Here is a 20,730-nt window from a genome sequence, read left to right as displayed (position 1 = left end):
GAAACCTTAATTATTAACCAGCATCATAATAACAACTCTTCTCCCTATAACCGAAAGCAGCTGCTTCTTTTCGACTGCCAAAAACTTCACGAACTTCATAAGGAAAAGGACATGTATTACGGTAAACGTATTTATTGCCTGTACCTGCTTCCACACCACCATAATAAACAGGCGTCTTTACTAGCCTACCCCCACCAAAGGAGTAGTTATTGTAATAACGATCACCCATGGGGATTCCCTGTACAAAAGCCATCAGACCAATATCATTAATGGTGTTAACCCATTCTTCTTGATCGATGGTAGGCAAGGAGAACTGATAAGAAATACCATTTCTTAAAGCTAGCGTATTATGACGTTTTATGTAATAAGCCAAGTCATTCTGTACGGTATTGACGATAGTTAATCGTCTAATCTCTTCAAACGTCTCTGATTGATCCAGAAGAGGTACGCCTGTTCTCCTGACAAGTTCACCCTGTAAACCCGAATTCCAAGTCTTAGTGGAGCTATTATATACTTCGACCCGCTTATCGAGTGTAAAGTGAATACTGTTCCCATCTCCGTCCGAATAGGCATAAGGAATTTTAGGACTCCAAGTATGATGGTAATTCATTTCATCACTGGGACCTAAATATGATTGCATGGAATATATGTAATAACCATCATAATCAATAACAACAAATGCAGGAATGTACCACCAAAGTGCTGATTGTGCTTGTTGATCTTCCTGGATCCCCATATTGATATACAATGATTTCGAAAATGTAGCTAACGCTCTATCCTTGTCAGCACGAAACCGCTTGGAGGATTCATACCCCGCTTCCTCTGACTGCATCTCATTCACATTCAGCATTTCTCCACCATCTTGAACAGCCGTCCGTAATCCTGCAGAATACTTCATTTCGACAAAAGTAGTATCGGTCATATTCTGTGCATGCATGTTGATTAGCATGAAGAATGGAAAGAAAATCGCTGTAAATACAATAGCTAAGTCAGTAATCTTCATTCAAAACCATCCCTCCATACGGGAATACGATAGCAGACTTTTCTCCAGAATTTGATCCAGTAAGCGCATCAAACAACAGTAATGATGGCGTTTTATTCAGGCTTTTTACCCTCACTTGGAGGAAATCCCCTGCTGTTAGTTTATAAACTCTGCCTTGATAATCTTCTGGTGGTGAGGATTCTGGGAACAGATGGTTGAGTATTTCACGCTCGAAGTAAGCATCGTACACGACAGAATAGCTATCCTGAAAAGTACCGTTATCTGCAGGATCACTATAATCAGGTTCATATTTCTTATGCTGATGCTCCATTTCCACTTCATACAGATTACCTGTGACATCCAGCTCTCGCATAAAATCCTGATACATCTGAGGTGTTATATATCCTTTCATACGGACGCTATCCACGAACTTTGTCACAGATTGATATACGACAATTCTAGATAAATCATCCTGCCTCCTTGCACTTTCACCCGCTGGCACCATATATAAAAGTAGGACCGACAGAAATGCCGCAAACCATTTGGAAACTGAATTCGCCATTTCCTTACCTCACTTTAAATTGCTGAATACGGACTATTCTACCGTCGGTTGTATATGTATAGCGTGCTTCGTATGTTGCATCAACATCAATGACAGAAATGTCCGAAATCTCGGGATTTATCCCTGAAGAGAACACAACGTCATCGACAGACATTTCATATTCCCCCTTCTCAACTTGTCGAAGCATAAACAATACCTCACTGCCTTGGTAGGTAAATGTATCCTTCATGACACTACCACTCATCTCAAATGTTGTTATGGCCGAGTTCTGCTCTTGTGCCATTTTGTTAGCTGCTTCTAACCCTGCATCGATCTCAGATTGCATTTGGAAGGAGAACCAGCTAGCTCCCATGAACAAAGCTATCGCTACTGACCATTCAATCATTGTTATCGTTTGCTCTCGCATATGAATAGCCTCTCACTTATATTTACTGAATAAATATAATTCCTCTAATCACATTCGAATCATCCTTTACAATCGAAGCTTTAAATTTTCCACTAGGATTGACATACTCGGTGCTTTTCTCATTTAATGTCTGAACGATACTACCTTGGCGGGAATCCGGATGCTCCACAGAACCATTTGAATCCAACACATTACCATACCATTGCCCCGCAGGGTTTTTTCCTGTCTTAATAAAAATACCGAATTGATCCTTATCTTTATACTTACGGAGTGCATTGGTTACTTGAGATCCGCTTATCGTCGTACTATCATATACCGTAAATGCGGCTTGAGAGAGCTCTGTCTGGATATCCGAAAAATTGTTCTGCGCCGTTTTAGTTGCTTCCTGTGCAGAAATAAATAAAATAACAACGATCGTAATCAAAGCAATGGTTAAAAAAATACCTGCGGCTACCTTTAGAGCTGAAGATGCATTATTCATATACCTTATCCTCCTTGTCCCACTCTGGAGACGATTTAGTGTTAATTACAGTCTTTGAATTTGTTCATAGTAAGCATTCATTTGCGTAAAACTCATGCCGATCAATGGAATGACAAGATACATAAAGATGAGTGCATACATCGGAGCAAATCCGATCATACGTCCCCAAGCTGCTTTGGTCTCAATCATACGTTCATACTCTTGCTTTCGCTGCTCAAATATAAAAGCCATTTCCCCTTCCAGATCGTCAAAAACGTCTTTAATTGGGACTTTATCAACGGCTAACAACAACTTATCCACTAGACGTTGAAAGTCCGGAAACCAAATATCTTCCTTAAGTTCTTGTAGTGCTAAGTCTGCGCCATGCTCATAATGTAATAGACTTTTCTGAATCGGAACCTTGAACATCATCGAAAAACGATTCATCCATTCTAAAATAACCTCGACAGAGATACGCTCTACTCCTCTCAGAATGGAGATGACCGTTTGAAATTGATAAACCTCATGTTTCATTTCCAAACTTCTGACCTTCCGGTGAAATAGGAGTGTCCAAAGTGGAAAATAGTATGCTCCAATCGTCAAAAATAAAGCTAAGATGACTTCCCACCATTTTAAATATTCGTTGTTATAGCGCTGAAGCTTGTATAGCACCCGCTCCGCATTCGCCAATAGTTGCTCCTGAGTCATTTTTCCATCGCCGACGATCTTCACCGTCGCTTTGACCTGATCAATTGTAACTTCCGGTGAATGATTCAAATTATCCATTGTCTCGCGATCCGTTTCAGCCCAATTTTGTGCTTCTTTCTCCTCAATCGCACTCATTTTGCCGAACAGTGATACTTGTGAAACTGGTGCATATAGGAGTTGATGTTTCGCGTTGTAATGTAGAAATAAGCAGGCTGACAGTACGGTTAGCAGTACAATTAGTGATATCACAAGCCTTCGAATGTAAAACCATTCAATACGTAATCGAGTGTTACTCTCCTTAAGTAATCTGATTCGTGATTCATATTTTGGCGTACCAGGCGTTGGGGCCATAAGTTTTACTAGCACTGTTGTGATTTTCAACCTAAATAGCTTTGACTCCCATGACGGTTTATCAAAACCTGCACGATAATCGGACTCATTATTTTGTTGTAGCTTCTGTAAGAGTGTGTACGAAATAATGATGACAACATAGATTGATATTTTAGTGATATAGCCTAATTTACTCATATAGAATTCATCCATCGATGGAAAGCTTCCACGCGCCCAGTTTTCTATCGGTTTCGTAAATAATACAGGCGCTAACGCAATAATGTTTAGTCCCTTTAACAAGTAATCCAGTTTATCCCTACGTAATATTTCTAGTTGAATTTCCTTCGTTAAGCCACTTAAACCTTGAAGAAATATAGAGCTTTTCTTCTTCGCATGATCACCGAACTCCATAACTAGATGTGATATACCCGCAAAGGCTTTCAAATATCGATTAGGCGCGGTTTCATAATAACGCTCTAACTGTTCTTCTGGGTCTTGAGAGATCAACGCGTTGTAAATACGATGGGCATGAATAGAAATTTCATGACCAGCCATCTCTGCACCTTCATAGATCGCTTCATCCACCATGCCATGCTGTTGATAGTGATGCCTCACACTTGAGAATAACTCGATGGATTGAAGCAAGAGTTTTTTCTCTAATCTGTTCATGAAAATATCGATGATTAGATCATGAATCACAATAGCGGCAAGCAAAGCGATCAACATAAATCCCACACCTGGACTCATCCAGATTAACAGAATAGCCGTTAAGCCAGCAGCAGTAGCTACAGCACATACAATCTTCATTGTTTCATATCGAAGTGATATTTCATCATACGGATGAATAATAGAAAGCTTCTTACGGATTTGTCTTACATATCGTGACAACACGGGCAGTTTTAAAGTATAGATATAAAGAAATTGAAACCATTGTCTATGCTTATCTCTCATGAGCCCTGTAATCGGAGTATTATGCTGGTCCACAGCATCTTCGAAATGACCATTCTTCTTTCGAATAATAATCATCGCTCCATAAAGCCCAACGAATATCATTAAAGATACGAAGAGTATGTATATAAGTATGTCTTTTGTAGTCACGCCGACCCTCCCCATCCCTTCGCGATAAAGGTCCTGAAAGCATTAATATCCTGTGGTTGCATCTGCTCTTCCATCTCTCTTATACTTCGCGTCGTTATAGGTTCTGCAGCTACATATCGTCCATCTATATACTCAACAATGTTTCGTGATATATAGGAAGATGGTCTGTTCTGTCTTCGAAAATGCTCCGCACTCAGCTCCACATATTGATTGACCATATCAATGGTTCTACGCTGCTCGTCAGGTGGAAGCCATTCCGGAAAGGGTTCACGATCACAGGGAACACATTCTGTAATTCTATCAATGTATCGATTACCGAATGAGTCTCGCTTCAAATGAACATCGAAGTTAATGACGCTCACTACTTGTTGTTCAGCGATGTCTTCTTGTCGAAACATTCCGCTTTTTAGTAATGAATTTCGAAGAGATTGGACTAAATCATTAAATGTCTTCGCATGATGGGTGAAGACCGTAAATAGACTTGCAACTTGAGACATCTGGATCATCCAAGAGGCAACTTCATCACTTGCAACTTCACCTAGGATATTAACTGTCCCGTCTGTCTTTTTCTGTAAATCCAATCCGTCTTGACCACGGATATGGTCTGTTTCTCGGAAACTTAATATATTTCGCCTGCTATATATTTTTCTTAAATGAAGCTCGAATGACATCTCCTGAACACGTAGCGTATAAGAAGCATAGATATGCCTGATCATAGCCATGAGTAAAGTCGTCTTCCCTGATCCCTGCGCTCCCGTAATCGCTGTAATTCGGCTTCCCTTCATTAAATATTTCAGCAGCTCAATTGGAATTTCGGCACCTTTACCGGTTATAAGCTGCTCCAGACTGGTGCTATTGACATCAAACTTTCGAACAAAAAAGGCCCACGACTCCGCGAATGGCGGGCGCACCACAACAACCCGAGACCCATCCTTCATTTCATTTACCTTATAACCGCTTGCTTCTGACAATTGTCCAGGGTGATTGTATTTATAGATGTTCTGGCATACTCGCTTTAACTCTCTTACATTTCCGAATGTTAAAAAGCCCATATGAATCGAAATGCCTCTGTAAAAAACCCACACACTTTCGCATTCAGAAAGCGAAGTTTCTACATTTATATTTCTTTCTAATACGGGTTTTATGGGAAAATGCTGTGTGGTGGAATGACCGAGTGTTCCACTAACTCCACCACTCACTCCATCAATCCGCTGATCGCGAATCTCATCAATTACAGAAAACCCTTTATATTGTTGATAAATTCTTTGAACTACAATATCGAGTTTCTCTTGAAAGGTTAACGTACGAATTTCATTACCATATATATAGGCAATGTCTTCTACCGTTATGGCATATACGCTGTCTTCTCCGTATTCAGGGATAACCCGTGGCTTAGACAATTGATACCTCTCAAATAATTCAGCTAATGCATGATCTTGAAACTGCTGCTTGTACAAATGCAAGATAATCTCAAACTGATCCTGAGGGGTTAAAGCCTCATGCTGTTCGAATGGAATGGAGATGTTAATATTCGTCTCATTTAACTTCAAGCTTTTAACTAGCAATTCTTTCAAAAACTGTTTCACATATTGTTTATCGAGCACATCTCCTGACACACACCCCTTCAGTGCACGTCGTAATTCGCTTCGCTTGCTCAGGCGCCTACGGTATTCTTCTTCATGTAATCCAAGATCTGATAACTGGCTGTGTGTCATTTGATGAAGAGTTTCTTTTACAAAATCCGTCATAGCCTGTAGTGAATATTGCTCTGGTCCATGTTCCATGTGAAATGATTTTTTTCTTACACTCAACCACCGAATATAGAGAAATATAGAAACCAAGAGCACAATTAAAGCGATCCATAGCGAATTCAAGAGTGAATTCGAGAACATCTAAGCACCCCTCTCCGTGTATCCAGTAGAAGGAAGCCCGAGTCGTTCTACTGAAGCTAGCGCGGTATGCCTAAGAGCATAATAAAGCGGGGTCTCTCTTTTTCGTTCTCCACCACCTCTCCCTCTTTGAATACAACTCTGAACCGAACGCATATTCCATGCATCTGTTAACTGTGAGCAATAAGGAATTCCTTCTACCATTCCTTTTATACCGAAGCGTCTTTTCAAATTTTGAATTGTACAGTGACTGAATCTGTCATAACGCCCGATTACAAAACCTATTTCTTTACCTTGTAAGCAGTCAGTTATTGCTCCATGCTCCAAAATCTTTTCCAGAGATCTTAAGTTTTGATTCACTCCAATAAGAATTAAATCCGCTGTCATTAATATTTCTTTATCCATAACATCGGGCTGACCATTTCCAGCATCGGCTACAATGACATCATATCCTCGAATCGCTGTTTCAATGATTTGGGTCATGAGCCCTTCATGTTTGACACTAAACTCAGAATCGCTTACCTTACTACCTTCAAGAAAGTCCATTCGATCTGGCAGAATTGAAGCTGTATAATCTCGAAAATTCTCAGGCAACAACCTACCGCTTCTAGCTAATCGTTCGACTGCACTCATACCATGATCTTGAAATGTCACCAATGTGTTATCTAAGGAATAGCTTCTGAGCGAAAAAGCTTGTTCTACACGTTCCCCACTACCTCCGCCGTGCAATAATAACGTCTTCAATCTAAACTCTAACGCCAAAACTAACGGTAATGTGGCTCCAAGAGCTGTTATCCCGCTCCCACTTGGCAGTGGGCTCCATAATGCAATCGTCTTCATGCCCATCTCCTCTCAGCATGTCGGAATGAACGTCTTATCTGACGATTCTCCATGTCGCTTAGTCTTTTTACTAGCTCTATGAGTGCTTTTTTGTATCGCTTGGACAGTGGTTTAATTCGTAGTCTTCCAGCATGCTCATTCTCAATCTTGAGTGCAAATGAAATTTCGTCCCATGGAATTCTAACAGGTTCATCCATCCACTGGATCTGGGCGCAGCCCAGATAACTTTCGATATAGTCATCGTTCGTGAAATCCTCTATGACATTCAAATACACTCGATGAAAAGCTCGTCTACCTTGATTGTTCTTTCGAGTAGACAGTTCTTCGAGCCAGCTAGCCGCTTTCATCAGCCCTGCCACTTCAAAGCTACTCACCCAGACTTTCGCATCTGCCTGATCCCAATCATCTTCACTTAGAAACCATTCTTTCTCTGTATCAACCAGAAAATAGTCATATTCGAATTCTCCAGTTTCCTTGAGGTATTGCACCACTTCGTGGTAATGCTCGAAACCTGTTGCTACATCAAATCCTGCAAATTCTGTTATTGACATCAGTGGATCTAATCTACCAATACAATGTGTATACTTTCTTGCAAGAGCTGCATCAATTAGGAGCACTCTGTTCCCCGCATGTGTTAAAATTTTGCACAGATACATGAGTAAATCGCTCTTGTCACAAATGCCCGCAAATATCCAAGTTTGCATAAATGGTCTACTCCCATCCTTCAGTAATTATGGACTTGTAAAAATCGTCTCCATATCTCTGTCTTCGTCCCTATCCTTATCCTCCTTATTACTTTGTCCACCTAGAATGTCGTTTGCCTCAGTCATCCTGTCCTTCTTCTCCTCTGTTTCCACCTCATCTAGAGGCAAGACTGAAGATGAATGATCCGGAATAAATTCCTTGTTATCCGCAATAGTGTTCTCTGAAGTCCAGCTGTCATAGGTTTGGGATCCTTGATCGAAAATGTACTCACTTTCATTTGCTGCATGCATTTGATCAACTTGCTTTATTTTGCTCAAATCCTGATCTAGAGCAGTCCGAACAGAGGATTCCAGTTGCTTTTCGGCTTTTTTTACAATGTTAGGATCGCTCTTGATTAACTTAATGACTTCCTGATTCGGAGGGTAATTCGGTACAGCCTTATCTTGCATCCCTGGTTCCACATATGTAAGAGCATAGAGTGAAGCTTTATGAATATAGGCATCGACTATGGCACTTGAAAATAACAAAATTTCTTGTTCACTAAGTGTCGTCCAGAAGGCTGGACTTGAAAGCTTATCAATTCGCTTCTTAGACAGCACGATGTAATCCTGACCCGTAGGAAATTGAATACGAATGTCTACAACATCTTGCTGTTTCAAGTTACTTGGTAAATAGATAGATTTCATTTCCCTATTCCGCAGATCTTTTGGTGTGGCTTCTTCGGAGAAGAGCATACCTAAAGTGATGGGTGTACCTTTCCTCAGTTCAATCTTCGTACCTTTCCCTGTAACTTCTTCTTTATTGACAGGGAGATTCTCAGGAGATGCATCTAAAGGAAGACGAATTTCACGCAAGTCTCCACTATTAATAAATTGTCCTGCTGGAATATCCTTTAGAGGAACCCAAGCTATTCTCATCGATTTCATATCATCTAGCTGTGATGCCTCCAACAATTGAATTCTCTGCTGAAACTTATCTTTCTCCTCTGCGTGACGGTTGGCACTATCATTCTGTATAAAATAAAACCCTCCTAACAAAATCACGCTCATACATCCGGCTCCGACGAACCCGGCATACAGCAGTTTCTTGCTGCGCTGCCTGATAATTGGCATCTACATATACTCCTTTCAAAACATCGTTTAGCCCCAAGCAAAGCGAAATCTTCTCCTGCGTTCTTTGGGTTTAATAATACCCTCATATATGTGCTCTATTGCTTTTTCCGTTTCCTCTAAATAGGAAAAAGGATCGGTATGAAGGGGTAGAGCAAGAACTTTATTACTTCCTAGTAATCTGCGAAGCTGTTGAATGCTTTTGGCTGAGGCAAGTGGTAAAGCATAAACGCGCTTAGCATGTTCATGTCGTGCCAACATGCGTACTAGTGTCAATACATCCTGCTGACGCCATTCGGCTGCTGAACCAATGATAATTGGTACATCTGCTCGTATGAATTCTTCCAGACGTTCGTTATCCCGATAAGCACCTAAATCCAGCACTACCGCATCGTATCCTCCTGCAAGAAGAGATATCACATCTCCTCTTGCTGTTTGCCGCCAGAAATCAATGCTATTAATCGTAAATTTACGGACAGATCCTGGTGGTGAGCCTTCTGCAATTTCTTGTATCCTTGTGAACGCCTGAAGATCTGTGCCCATTTCAATAATAGCTACCTTATTGTATTTACGAGCCAAAAAATGCCCGATTGTAATACTGCTATGTGTCGTCCCTATTCCAGGTGAGGTGCCTAGTACCGCGGTAACCAGCGTCCCTGCTATGCTCTGTGTCCGGCTTGCTAGCCCACGATCTGAAATAAGACTAGACGCAAGACACTGCCTGACTTCATGAACCGATTGAAAACGTTGATTCGGATCATATTGAAGGAGCTTCTTGATAACAGGTGGTAGCATTTTCGATATATCTCCTCGAATATGCTGTTCCACACCTGCAAACCATTCACTGTACTTCCCACCCGTTATCAGATAAAGAAGAAGGGCCCCTAATCCATATAGATCTGATCTAGCATCACTTTGACCACCTCCATACTGCTCAGGTGCTGCAAAACCGACCGTCCCGAGCTTAACAGTATCCTCACTCCGTTCCTGTTTATAGCAACGGGCAATGCCGAAATCGATCAACCTCACTTCCATTTCTTCGGTCAACATAATGTTAGAAGGCTTAAGATCTCTGAATACAACAGGAGGCTGGTGGGTATGAAGATATTCAAGAACTTCTAACAATTGATGCGTCAGTTGGAGAATAAAATCAGCGCTCAAATGCCCACGATATTGTCGACAATACTTATCTAGTGTCATGCCCTGGATATAATCCATAACCATATAGGTGTATCCAGCCTCGTCAGGTTGAAAAAAATCAATAATTCGCGGTAAACGAGCATGATTAAGTGTTGTCAGTAACTCGGCCTCAGCTTGAACGGTTTGGAACATTCCAGGTTGAGTCACACTTTCTTTAATCGCCCATTTCTTACCAGGAAGCTTTATGTCCTCCGCCAAATACACACAGCTCATGCCGCCCTCACCAAGCTTACGATCAATTCGATAACGACCTCCGAGCATCATTCCATGTTCAAGTTTCGAAGCATGATTCATACGATCACCTCATTTCTACTACAATAGCTGAAAAAAAAAAGAAAGCATCCCGCTGATCATTCACGGTAAACCGTGCTTGATCTTGCGGGATGCTTTCCCATTACTTTCCTTTGGTTAATTTTGGAATCATTATAGACCGAATCTATGCTTCTTGTAAAGAGATTTTTAGTTTCTAATACTTAATCATATATAGAGTTATTTCATCTCTATTATGAAATAGCTGTTTTGCACCCTGAATTTGCATTCTAGAATCTTCAAATATATCCATGATCTCATGAACCAAAGCCATCGGTTTCTTGGTCAAGAGCTTAACAGTGACTACCGCCGTGCCACCAGAAGCTAATGAGTAAAGCAAGTCTGTAACCATTCGAGCCATCAGTTTAGGACTCCAACTCATATCACACACTAATAAATCAAACTGTGCTTCCTTAAATTTTACATCAGATGCATTCTTGTTCACAATTCTAAGGTTAGGATGATCCAACAAAGATTCGTGCATTTTTGCCGGATCGACCGCAGTGACTTTGAGCCCTCTTTCAAGCAAGAAACTACTCCATCCACCAGGCGCAGCACCAATGTCTAGCGCGTTTCGGAAAGAGGAGAACGGGATGCCGAACTCCTTTTCTGCTTCAAGCAATTTGAATTTAGCACGGGATATTTGACCCTCCTCACGCTGAAACCGAATTGCACCACCATTCCAGTCTGATAAGTTGTTTTCAGGTCGTGATACGCCTAGATACCAAGCCGTTTTGGCTACAAATAAGGATATCACCCATTCCGGATTTAGGACTGTAAATTCAGCTTCTAGTGGTGCTAATTCTTCCTGAAGCTTATCACGTAGAATCCCCGGGCTTTCCGTCCATGTGCTTCCGTCTGCTTTTCTGACTTGTACGGAAACACGACTACCCTCTATATAATCTCGCTTTAGCAGATAAGCGACTACTTGCTCAAAAGCGAGTTCCTTGTCTTCCCCTGGAATTTCCATAAGTACAGGAAACACATGACGCAGAAACACTGGAGATTTTTCCGTGATGCGTTCTACAGCATCTTGAATTGTCGCTCCTAACGTAACAACGAATACCTCTCCAGGAATGAGCATTGTACTTTTTAAACTGCCAAAAAGACGACGTAATTCTTCCTGCGCATATGGAGCAAATCCATGATTTGCTGTGCATATTATTTTTGCTGAATATTGTTCATTATCTTGCTTTTGACTTGCGTTGTGTTCAACCAAATGGATTACCCTCCAGAAATTACTTTGATCCAAGGACGTCCTCTGTCCCATTCCAGATCAACATTAATATCATAAGTTTGTTTTATAAGTTCTCTATTAAGGACCTCTTCTTTACGTCCTGACCCTGCTAATTGGCCATCTTTTATTAATGCAACATGCGTAAAAAGAGGAACAATTTCTTCAATATGATGCGTGACATAGATTACGGCTATATCCCGCTTTCTTAAACGATCAATCTCCAAGAGCATTTTCTCACGCTCATACAGATCAAGTCCGGCACAAGGCTCATCAAGTATAAGTAATTTAGGGGATGCCATCAGAGATCTTGCAAGCATAACTTTCTTGCGCTCCCCTTGTGATAAGGTTCCAAGCGGATGATCAGCCAAATGGCTAAAATTCATTTCATCTAGCATCGCTAAGGCTTGTTCTTTTATATCTACAGGTATTGTCTGATAAAAACGTAGAAAAGCAAATGCTCCCGTAGCAACGACTTCCCAGACGGGATCACTGAGTGATAATTTCTCCATCAGAGATTGACTAATATAACCTATATCTTTACGAACTTCGCGTACATCGCATCGTCCATAGACATTGCCTAGAACTTCAACTCTTCCTTCACTGGGAAACATATAGCCTGTCATCATTTCCAAAAGTGTCGTTTTCCCAGATCCGTTCCTACCGAGGATAACCCAGTTCTCACCAGGCCCCATTTCAAGCGATACGTCTTTCAGGATTTGTTGTTCTCCTCTTCTGAGGCAAACATTTTGCATCGAAATCACTGAATCACATCCCTGATAAAATTTAATGTATCCTGCACCGATCCCATACGGTAAAGTACTCGAGGAGGTTCGCCCGCCTTGCCCGACATAGCTAAAAGTGCAGGAACACTCCGGATTTGATACCGCTGAACGACTGTTGGACAAAAATTCACATCTGCCTCAAGCAAAACTCCTTCAGGTATCAATCGCTCCGTAACATCCAACATTTTTCTAGCGGCACCACAGGTGCCACATAGTGGAGTATACAGAAACACGACCATGGGGGAAGTTTGTTTATCTCGCTGAGCTAAACGCTGTTGCCAATCTAGGCGTTCGATTAGTTCACGTTCAGTTACAGTTATCATATTGAACCTGATGCTACCTTCCTTAAAATCTCATCAGGCATAGGACCGTTATGAATACGAACATCGGCAGGCATGTGTTCGTATAACATCTCATACATCTTTTTTCGCCCCCATGGACTTGACGTATGCAAATAAATTTGACGAGGATAAAGCTTTTCAACCACCATAGCCGCTACAATATCCCCACCATTCATCTGGTCTGGACCTAGCTCATAATCAAGTGAAAGAATATCCACTTCGCATTCTCGGAGCATCATTAGACACTCTTCCCCATTGCGAGCTAGTGCAAAGCCTTTGGGGCATGAGCGCCAATCATCTAAATATAGATGGATCATGTTATGTCCCCTCCTTATTCAAGACCAGGACAACACTTCGGCAATATCTTCTCGGTGTGTCCCATCTTCTCCCTTTTCACTTTCCAGTACAAAGGCTGTCCCGTTTAGTTCCGGTGATAGTGCCAGAGCTTTAAGTGCATTGGTACCTATCATCCCCTGACCAACGCGTGCATGACGATCTTTTCTTGATCCCGAACCATATTTCGAATCATTGAGATGGACTGCCACTAAATTATCCCAATACCCTAGAGCTGTACCTTTTTCAATCAGATCATCTGTATGCTGAATATCCCACTGGCCGGCTGCAAATAAATGACAGGTGTCCAAGCAAAATCCGATTTTTTCAGGCTGGTCTGCAAGCTCCCTTACCTTTACCAATTCCTCTAACGTCATACCCATATCACCATGGTCTCCTGCTTGGTTCTCGATCAATAGCTTGGCTTGTCCATGCCATGCAGAGAGTACATCATTCATGCATTGTATAATATTCTGATAACCCTTTAGAACATGCTCGCCTTTTAGATGTCCAAAATGAACAACAATACCAAGTGAACCACATGCTTCTGCAATGATTAGATCATTTAGCAAAGATTCAACCGTTAAACTGTAATGATCTTCTCCTCTAGAAAGGCCGATACCCATATTCGTAGGATAAGGAGTATGTGCAATCGAAGCTAGGTCGTGTTCCTCACAATAAGCTGCACAAGCTCTGGCATCCCGTAAATCAGGCGTTTTTATATGTAAACTACGCGGGTTTTTCGGGAAATACTGAAATGCCCTAGCTCCGATTCCTTCACTCTTTCGAGCCGCTCCGATAAAGCCACCTCTTGTACTAACATGACTTCCTATGCGGATCTTATTGCTCATGCTGACATGTCGGACAGTAAAACACTTTGCGCCCAGTTTGTTCCACTTTGACAATCTCAGTACCGCAACGAACGCATGGCTCACCTTCGCGGTCATATACTTTACATTGTTCATTGTATTGACCTGTTAAGTGATCATCTTCTGTAAATGGCATTTCTATATAACCCCCGCCATCCGTTGCTTCACGAAGTACCTTTTGTATGCTCTCAAAGAGTTGCTCCAGCGTTTCCTCATTCATATTTTGAATTTTAGCTGCTGGATGAATTTTCGCATCAAAAGCGATCTCATCAGCATAACAGTTCCCTATACCAGCGAACGCATGCTGATTAACGAGTAAGCTTTTAAGTGCGCCACGACGTTTCATCATGAGACTTACAAAACGTTCTTTTGTCATCCTCCGGTCAAGTAGTTCGGGCCCAAGTTGGCTCAGAACCTCCTCCGCCTCCTTAGCAGATATCATATGTAGATACCCTAGACGAAGACCTATAAAATATAGTACTTTATCACCAAATTCAATTTCTATCTGTGTTGACCTAGATGGACGTTCTTCACTTCCCCGTGTCATGTATAGTAACCCGCCAAGCATGAGATGTAGTAGCAGACGTCGTCCATCGTTCAGATGAAAGATCAGGTGTTTCCCTCTTCTCTCCACAAATATTACTTTTGATCCAATTAGGTTGGATACAAATTCAGCAGAAGGAACATTGATTGATTTTTCCCGATTAACGATAACTTTGCTTATCGGTCTATTTAGAATACTGGCAGACAGCATTCTTCGATAGTTCTCCATCTCTGGAAGTTCCGGCATGATTCATCTACCCCTTCGTGTCGTGCATGTTAAGTTGTGGTGATTGTGTATTTATTCAGTACATAGCAGATCAGCTGCTTCGGATAAATCTTGACAAATATAATCCGGACGAACACCAGCAGCAGTCATATGGGATTCCATATTTTCAGAGGTTGTAATGCCGGTCATCACTAACACCGTCCTACAACCAGCATTAGCTCCCGCAGCAATATCCGTTCTCATATTATCGCCGACAACGACGGTCTCTGCTGGAGACAATCCCAAGCGGTCAGTAGCGTATTTCATAAGAATTGAAGAAGGCTTCCCGATAACTACCGGCTTGACACCAGAAGCTGCTTCAATGGCCGCACCCAGAGAACCTGCCCCCGGTGTTAATCCAGTATCCGAAGGTAACAGTAAATCTGGATTCGTCAACACCGAAATGGCTCCTCCTTGGATCCATTGCACAGCCTTAGCCAGCGATGAATAACTAAAAGAGCGATCGATTCCCTGAACCACGTAATGCGGTTGCTCTTCCGTAACCTCTAAACCAGCATCCTTAAGTGCTTGACGAAGCCCCTCTTCTCCCAGAATCGCCACTTTTGCGCCCGGAGATTCATGTGCAATATAACTTGCAGCTGCAAGTGATGATGTACACACTTCTTCGGGTGAAGCTGGAATTCCCATTCCTATAAGATGTGCAGCAACCTGCTCCGGTGTGCGAGAGGAGTTGTTAGTCACAAACAAATAAGGAATATTCTTCTCGCGGAGCTTGCCGATGAGAGCATCCGCCCCATCAATCATGTTCTTCCCATGATAAAGTGTTCCATCAAGATCAATAAGCAGTCCTTTTACTTGTTCCATAAATAACACCTTCTTCAGTCGTCTTTATTCATTGTATTAATCATTAATATCATAAACAAGCTGAATATAGCTCACAAAGTAAGTCTTGTAGTTCATGTATTGAGCACCATATTAGTTCGCTACAATTCTTAGTTACACACAATATCTTTATTGTAAGAGATGGCACCTTAGCCTGCAACCATAGCACGATGAAGAACGTCATGACTATACTGATGTCCAGCTTAACCTCATAAACGACATCCATGCAGGTCGAATCCAATCGAAGGTTGTCCAAGTCGTGTGACTAGCACTAACCCTTGTCATATCCTGCGCTTTCCCGGAAAATAATTCGTAGTATTCCTCTTATCTCTGAACTGAATAAAGCCCGAAATCCTCCGCTAATTTCGTGTTCTCGAATACTTGTCGTGCCTCTTCTAACAATGGTTGTAAATGTTCAATATCTTTATATCTGGAACTGAAATGCGTAAGCATTAATTGTTTCACACCCGCTTCCAATGCAGCTTGAGCTGCCTGAAGCGCTGTACTATGGTAATATTCATGTGCTGTGTCCTCCAGCTCATGCATAAACGTTGCTTCATGAACCAATAGGTCTGCATCTTTTGCAAGGGGCACAATATTAGCGCAAGGTCTTGTATCGCCAAGAATAGTAACAATACGCCCCTTTTTCGGAGCAAGTAAAACGTCTACTGCATAAATAGTCTTCCCATCCGGCGTCTCTATACTTTCACCGCGCTTTAGCCGACCGTACATCGGCCCAGGCTTTAGACCATAGGATTCCAATCTCTGCAAATCCAAATTACCAGGACGATCCTTCTCAATAATTCGGTACCCATAGCTTTCCACTCTATGCTCCAGTAATGCAGCTTCTACACAGAATCCATCATCATCGAATAGAATACCGCCACTGTGTTCTACAATCTCTAGAGGATAGTTAACGCGTGACTGGCTAAGTTCGAGTGATGTTTCGATGTATGCTTTTATTCCCTTCGGGCCATATACCGTGATAGGAGATGTAGCACCCTGGGCTCCACGACTTGATAAAAGACCAGGTAAGCCAAAAATGTGATCACCATGGAGATGTGTAATAAATATTTTCTCAAGCCGAGTCATTTTCAATGACGAGCGAAGTATTTGATGCTGTGTACCTTCACCACAATCGAATAACCACATGCTGCGACGTTCTTCTAGTAATCGCAGTGCGATTGAGGTGACATTTCTCTGCAGTGTAGGAACCCCTGCATTTGTCCCTAAAAAATAGAGTTCCATACTCTTCTCCCCTTCCATGTGTGTAAACCGGAGAAATCCCCCGAAAATTTCGGAGGATTTCATCGTTTCTACATCCACATCTAAAATTTATGCTTAAGCTTTATCCACATTAAAATATTTTGCCTCAGGATGGCTAAACACCATCGCTGAAACGGAAGCTTCAGGTTCCATCATAAAACCTTCGGTAAGATGCACACCCATATCCTCCGGCTTCATTAGTTTAAATAATGGTCCTTGATCCTCTAGATCTGGACATGCCGGATAACCAAACGACACTCTTATTCCTTGATACCTTGCTCCGAGACGTCTCTTCATTGTCATATCTTCTGGATCTGGGAATCCCCAAGAATCTCGCATCATATGGTGAACACGTTCAGCAAGTGCCTCTGCGGTTTCGAGTGCTACAGACTGCAGCGCATGAGAACGAAGATAATCACCTTTGTCTTTCCATTCAGAGGAAAGCTGACCCACACCATGTCCAGCTGTAACGACTAAGAACCCTACATAATCCATTACACCACTATCAACGGATCGTAAGAAATCCGATAGACACAAGTAAGGTTCTACATTCTGTCTTGGGAAGCTGAAACGGTGAAGAACCGTCTTTTTATCTTCTGGGTCATAAATCAGAATATCATTTCCCTCCGACTGAGCCGGAAAGAAGCGGTACATTGCATGAGCTTGTATAATACCATTTTGTATTGCTTCTTGTAATATACCATCTACTGTAGCCTTAAGGGAAACTGCTTTTGGATCCTGTGCCTGCAATAACTGTTCTACAGAACCGCGAAGACCCAGATGATGCCCAAGAAGCATTTGCATATTTATATAAGGAAGAATGTGCGATATCGGATAATTTCTTATGATGTGTCGCTCCATGTCTGGCGGTATATAGACAGGTGCCTCAGAAGATATTTTCGAACGTTTCACTCTTGTCTGTTCAGGCAATCTCTTCTCCACTTGTTTTTCAGTCGTATCTTCTTCTCTTTCCGCCTTCACATTATCTTCAATTTCCTTGCGCTGTACGGGATCACTAAGCTTGTTAGCAATATCTAAACCATCCATGGCATCTTTTGCATACAGCACCATGCCTTCATACTCTGGTCTTATACGGGTTCTCGTAAATTTACGAGTAAGCGCTGCACCGCCCACCATGATAGGAACATCGATACCCGCGGTTTTCAAATCCTGTGCGGTTAGAACCATCTGTTGAGCTGATTTCACCAATAAACCTGATAGACCTATAGCATCTGGCTTTTCGCGGCGATAGGCTTCGATAATTTGCTCCGGTGGTACTTTTATACCCAAGTTAATGATTTCATAACCATTGTTAGAGAGGATGATTTCAACCAAGTTTTTACCGATATCATGTACGTCACCTTTTACAGTTGCAAGCATAATCTTGCCCTTAACCGATGTCTCATCTTTCTCCATAAACTGTTCAAGATGAGCAACTGACGCTTTCATGACTTCCGCACTTTGAAGAACTTCTGCAACAATTAACTCATTGTTGTTAAACAAACGGCCAACTTCTGTCATACCTGCCATAAGCGGCCCGTTTATAATTTCGAGTGCACCATATTTTTTTAAGGCTTCATCCAAATCAGGAATTAGACCTTCCTTCGTTCCCTCAACTACATAAGTCGCAAGTCTTTCTTCTAAACTTAAATTCGATATCTTCTCTTTCTTCTCAACCTTTTTATTCCGGAAAGCAGCTACGAAAGTTGCAAGAGTCTCATCATTCGTACGATAGATCAAATCTTCGGACAATCGACGTTCTTCTTCCGGAATGGAAGCATAACGTTCAAGTTTCTCTGTATTCACAATCGCATAATCAAGACCTGCTTTAGTACATTCATACAAAAACACGGAGTTCAGAACTTCTCTTCCGGCCTCAGGAAGACCGAAGGAGACATTACTAATACCTAGAATTGTATGACATTCAGGCATGGCCTCTTTAATAAGTCGAATACCCTCGATTGTTTCTTGCGCAGAACCAATATACTGCTCGTCACCCGTCCCTACGGGAAACACCAAGGTATCAAAAATAATATCTTCCGGTTTAATACCATACTTGTTCACTAACAAGTCATATGAGCGACGTGCTACATTCAATTTATCGTGACGATTAATTGCTTGCCCACTCTCATCAATCGTTCCTACAACAACGGCAGCTCCATACTTATGAACAAGCGGAGTAACCTTCTCAAACTTCTCTTCCCCATCTTCAAGGTTAATAGAGTTAATTATCGCCTTACCTTGGGAATAGCTAAGTGCGAGATCAATAACTTCTGGGTCTGTCGTGTCCACCATAAGCGGAACTTTTACCTTTTTGCCGACGAGCTCCAGAAACTTAATCATGTCTTCTGTCTCTTCACGATCCGGATCCTGTACACAAATATCGATAACATGTGCGCCATTCTTCACTTGTGCACGAGCAATTTCAGATGCTTCCTCGTACTTGCCCTCCACGATGAGACGTTTAAACTTTCGGGATCCGAGAACGTTCGTTCGCTCGCCAACCATGTAAGGTCTGTTATCTTGTTCAATATATACCGGATCAATTCCTGAAAGTGCTGGCAAATGTGAACCGTCGAGTTGACGTGGTGGATATTGGCTCATAACATCACATAAAGCACGAATATGCTCAGGAGTAGTACCGCAGCATCCACCCGCAATGTTCAGCCAACCCTTCTCTGCAAAAGCGCCCATTTTTTGAGCAAGGGATTCCGGAGATTCATGGTAATGACCATTCTCATCTGGTAGCCCAGCATTCGGGTAACAGCTTATTGCTGATTTAGCCATGTCCGAAAGAGAGCGAATGTGATCTCTCATAAATTCTGGACCTGTGGCACAGTTCAGTCCAATCGATATCGGTTCAATATGTTCTAGTGATATGTAAAATGCTTCGATGTTCTGTCCGGCTAATGTAGTACCCATCGGTTCAATCGTGCCTGAAATCATAATAGGGAGCTTAACTCCCGTCTTATCGTAGGCTTGACGAATACCAATCGTACCGGCCTTCACATTAAGTGTATCTTGAGAAGTTTCAAGTAAGAGGGCATCTACGCCACCTTCAATTAAAGCTACAGCTTGTTCCTCATAACTATCTATTAACTCTTGGAATGTAACACCACCTGTAACCGACAGCGTTTTCGTTGTTGGTCCCATGGCTCCGACTACATATCGCGGTTTCTCGGGTGTTGAATATTTCGCAACAGCAGCAAGTGCCAGGCGAGCTGCTTCCAAATTGATCTCACGAGCAAGCTCAGGTACATCATAGTCAGCAAGTACAACGGAGGTTGCACCAAAAGTGTTGGTCTCAATTAAATCCGCACCAGCGGCTAAATATTGTTCGTGAATGGATTGTATGACATCAGGGCGCTTCAGCACCAACATTTCATTACATCCATCCAATTCCTCTCCACCAAAATCTTCTGCTGAAAGATCCTCTTGTTGAATCATGGTGCCCATTGCACCATCAAGGATTAATATTCGTTCTTTAAGTACTTCCTGTAAGCTTGGTTTGCTCAATGTGTACCCCTCCCGGCAAAACGTTAGCTCTTAGTGTAACAGAATATATTTCAATAGAAAAGAACGAGATCTGAGGAAATGTGCGCTATTTCAGCTTCAAATGATAATTTTCTGGTGACAAATAAGAGCGGCAACGA

The 20,730-nt window shown here is 42.0% G+C and carries 19 protein-coding genes; all 19 read right to left on the bottom strand.

The window, feature by feature from the left end:
• Window positions 1-13 precede the first annotated feature (13 nt).
• On the bottom strand, window positions 14-1,003 hold the full coding sequence (locus ACK8P5_RS11290; protein WP_422661026.1) for a hypothetical protein: 990 nt from the start codon (window positions 1,001-1,003) through the stop codon (window positions 14-16).
• Entirely contained in the window at window positions 990-1,544 is a 555-nt protein-coding gene (locus tag ACK8P5_RS11285; RefSeq protein WP_422661025.1) for a hypothetical protein, read from the bottom strand. The genes ACK8P5_RS11290 and ACK8P5_RS11285 overlap by 14 nt, the downstream gene beginning before the upstream one ends.
• Window positions 1,545-1,548: 4 nt before the next feature.
• On the bottom strand, window positions 1,549-1,929 hold the full coding sequence (locus ACK8P5_RS11280; protein WP_422661024.1) for a hypothetical protein: 381 nt from the start codon (window positions 1,927-1,929) through the stop codon (window positions 1,549-1,551).
• Window positions 1,930-1,972: 43 nt separating this feature from the next.
• The gene (locus tag ACK8P5_RS11275) at window positions 1,973-2,431 is read right to left on the bottom strand and encodes an ABC transporter permease (protein WP_422661023.1); all 459 of its coding nucleotides are present in this window, start codon (window positions 2,429-2,431) and stop codon (window positions 1,973-1,975) included.
• Window positions 2,432-2,476: 45 nt separating this feature from the next.
• Window positions 2,477-4,546 carry a hypothetical protein gene (locus ACK8P5_RS11270; RefSeq protein ID WP_422661022.1) on the bottom strand — a complete coding sequence of 690 codons (2,070 nt, stop codon included), beginning with the start codon at window positions 4,544-4,546 and terminating at the stop codon, window positions 2,477-2,479.
• Window positions 4,543-6,438, bottom strand: a complete 1,896-nt coding sequence (locus ACK8P5_RS11265) for an ATPase, T2SS/T4P/T4SS family (RefSeq protein ID WP_422661021.1) — start codon at window positions 6,436-6,438, stop codon at window positions 4,543-4,545. Before ACK8P5_RS11265 ends, ACK8P5_RS11270 begins: the two co-directional genes overlap by 4 nt.
• Entirely contained in the window at window positions 6,439-7,275 is an 837-nt protein-coding gene (locus ACK8P5_RS11260; protein ID WP_422661020.1) for a hypothetical protein, read from the bottom strand.
• A complete protein-coding gene (locus tag ACK8P5_RS11255; protein WP_422661019.1) occupies window positions 7,272-7,979 on the bottom strand; it encodes a hypothetical protein in 708 nt (235 codons plus the stop codon). Before ACK8P5_RS11255 ends, ACK8P5_RS11260 begins: the two co-directional genes overlap by 4 nt.
• A 27-nt stretch (window positions 7,980-8,006) precedes the next feature.
• The gene (locus ACK8P5_RS11250) at window positions 8,007-9,092 is read right to left on the bottom strand and encodes an SAF domain-containing protein (RefSeq protein ID WP_422661018.1); all 1,086 of its coding nucleotides are present in this window, start codon (window positions 9,090-9,092) and stop codon (window positions 8,007-8,009) included.
• Window positions 9,093-9,119: 27 nt separating this feature from the next.
• Window positions 9,120-10,583, bottom strand: coding sequence for a serine/threonine protein kinase (locus ACK8P5_RS11245; protein ID WP_422661017.1), 1,464 nt, complete (start codon window positions 10,581-10,583; stop codon window positions 9,120-9,122).
• A 172-nt stretch (window positions 10,584-10,755) separates the two neighbouring features.
• Window positions 10,756-11,817 carry an SAM-dependent methyltransferase gene (locus ACK8P5_RS11240; protein ID WP_422661016.1) on the bottom strand — a complete coding sequence of 354 codons (1,062 nt, stop codon included), beginning with the start codon at window positions 11,815-11,817 and terminating at the stop codon, window positions 10,756-10,758.
• Window positions 11,818-11,822: 5 nt separating this feature from the next.
• Entirely contained in the window at window positions 11,823-12,596 is a 774-nt protein-coding gene (locus ACK8P5_RS11235; protein ID WP_422661015.1) for an ABC transporter ATP-binding protein, read from the bottom strand.
• On the bottom strand, window positions 12,593-12,940 hold the full coding sequence (locus ACK8P5_RS11230; RefSeq protein ID WP_422661014.1) for a thioredoxin family protein: 348 nt from the start codon (window positions 12,938-12,940) through the stop codon (window positions 12,593-12,595). The genes ACK8P5_RS11235 and ACK8P5_RS11230 overlap by 4 nt, the downstream gene beginning before the upstream one ends.
• Window positions 12,937-13,275, bottom strand: coding sequence for a cyclic-phosphate processing receiver domain-containing protein (locus tag ACK8P5_RS11225; RefSeq protein WP_422661013.1), 339 nt, complete (start codon window positions 13,273-13,275; stop codon window positions 12,937-12,939). The genes ACK8P5_RS11230 and ACK8P5_RS11225 overlap by 4 nt, the downstream gene beginning before the upstream one ends.
• Window positions 13,276-13,293: 18 nt before the next feature.
• Window positions 13,294-14,142: a deoxyribonuclease IV gene (locus tag ACK8P5_RS11220; RefSeq protein WP_422661012.1), complete on the bottom strand. Its 849-nt coding sequence runs from the start codon at window positions 14,140-14,142 to the stop codon at window positions 13,294-13,296.
• The gene (mutM, locus tag ACK8P5_RS11215) at window positions 14,132-14,950 is read right to left on the bottom strand and encodes a bifunctional DNA-formamidopyrimidine glycosylase/DNA-(apurinic or apyrimidinic site) lyase (protein ID WP_422661011.1); all 819 of its coding nucleotides are present in this window, start codon (window positions 14,948-14,950) and stop codon (window positions 14,132-14,134) included. Before mutM ends, ACK8P5_RS11220 begins: the two co-directional genes overlap by 11 nt.
• Before the next feature lie 51 nt (window positions 14,951-15,001).
• Entirely contained in the window at window positions 15,002-15,793 is a 792-nt protein-coding gene (locus tag ACK8P5_RS11210) for a TIGR01457 family HAD-type hydrolase (RefSeq protein WP_422661010.1), read from the bottom strand.
• Window positions 15,794-16,135: 342 nt separating this feature from the next.
• Entirely contained in the window at window positions 16,136-17,059 is a 924-nt protein-coding gene (gene rnz / locus ACK8P5_RS11205; RefSeq protein ID WP_422661009.1) for a ribonuclease Z, read from the bottom strand.
• A 93-nt stretch (window positions 17,060-17,152) separates the two neighbouring features.
• Window positions 17,153-20,593: a methionine synthase gene (gene metH, locus ACK8P5_RS11200; protein WP_422661008.1), complete on the bottom strand. Its 3,441-nt coding sequence runs from the start codon at window positions 20,591-20,593 to the stop codon at window positions 17,153-17,155.
• Between the last annotated feature and the right edge of the window lie 137 nt (window positions 20,594-20,730).

Origin of the sequence: Paenibacillus sp. EC2-1 (assembly GCF_049311625.1) — a bacterium.
Lineage (GTDB): Bacteria > Bacillota > Bacilli > Paenibacillales > Paenibacillaceae > Paenibacillus_AQ.
This window is presented reverse-complemented; position numbering and strand designations above follow the sequence as displayed.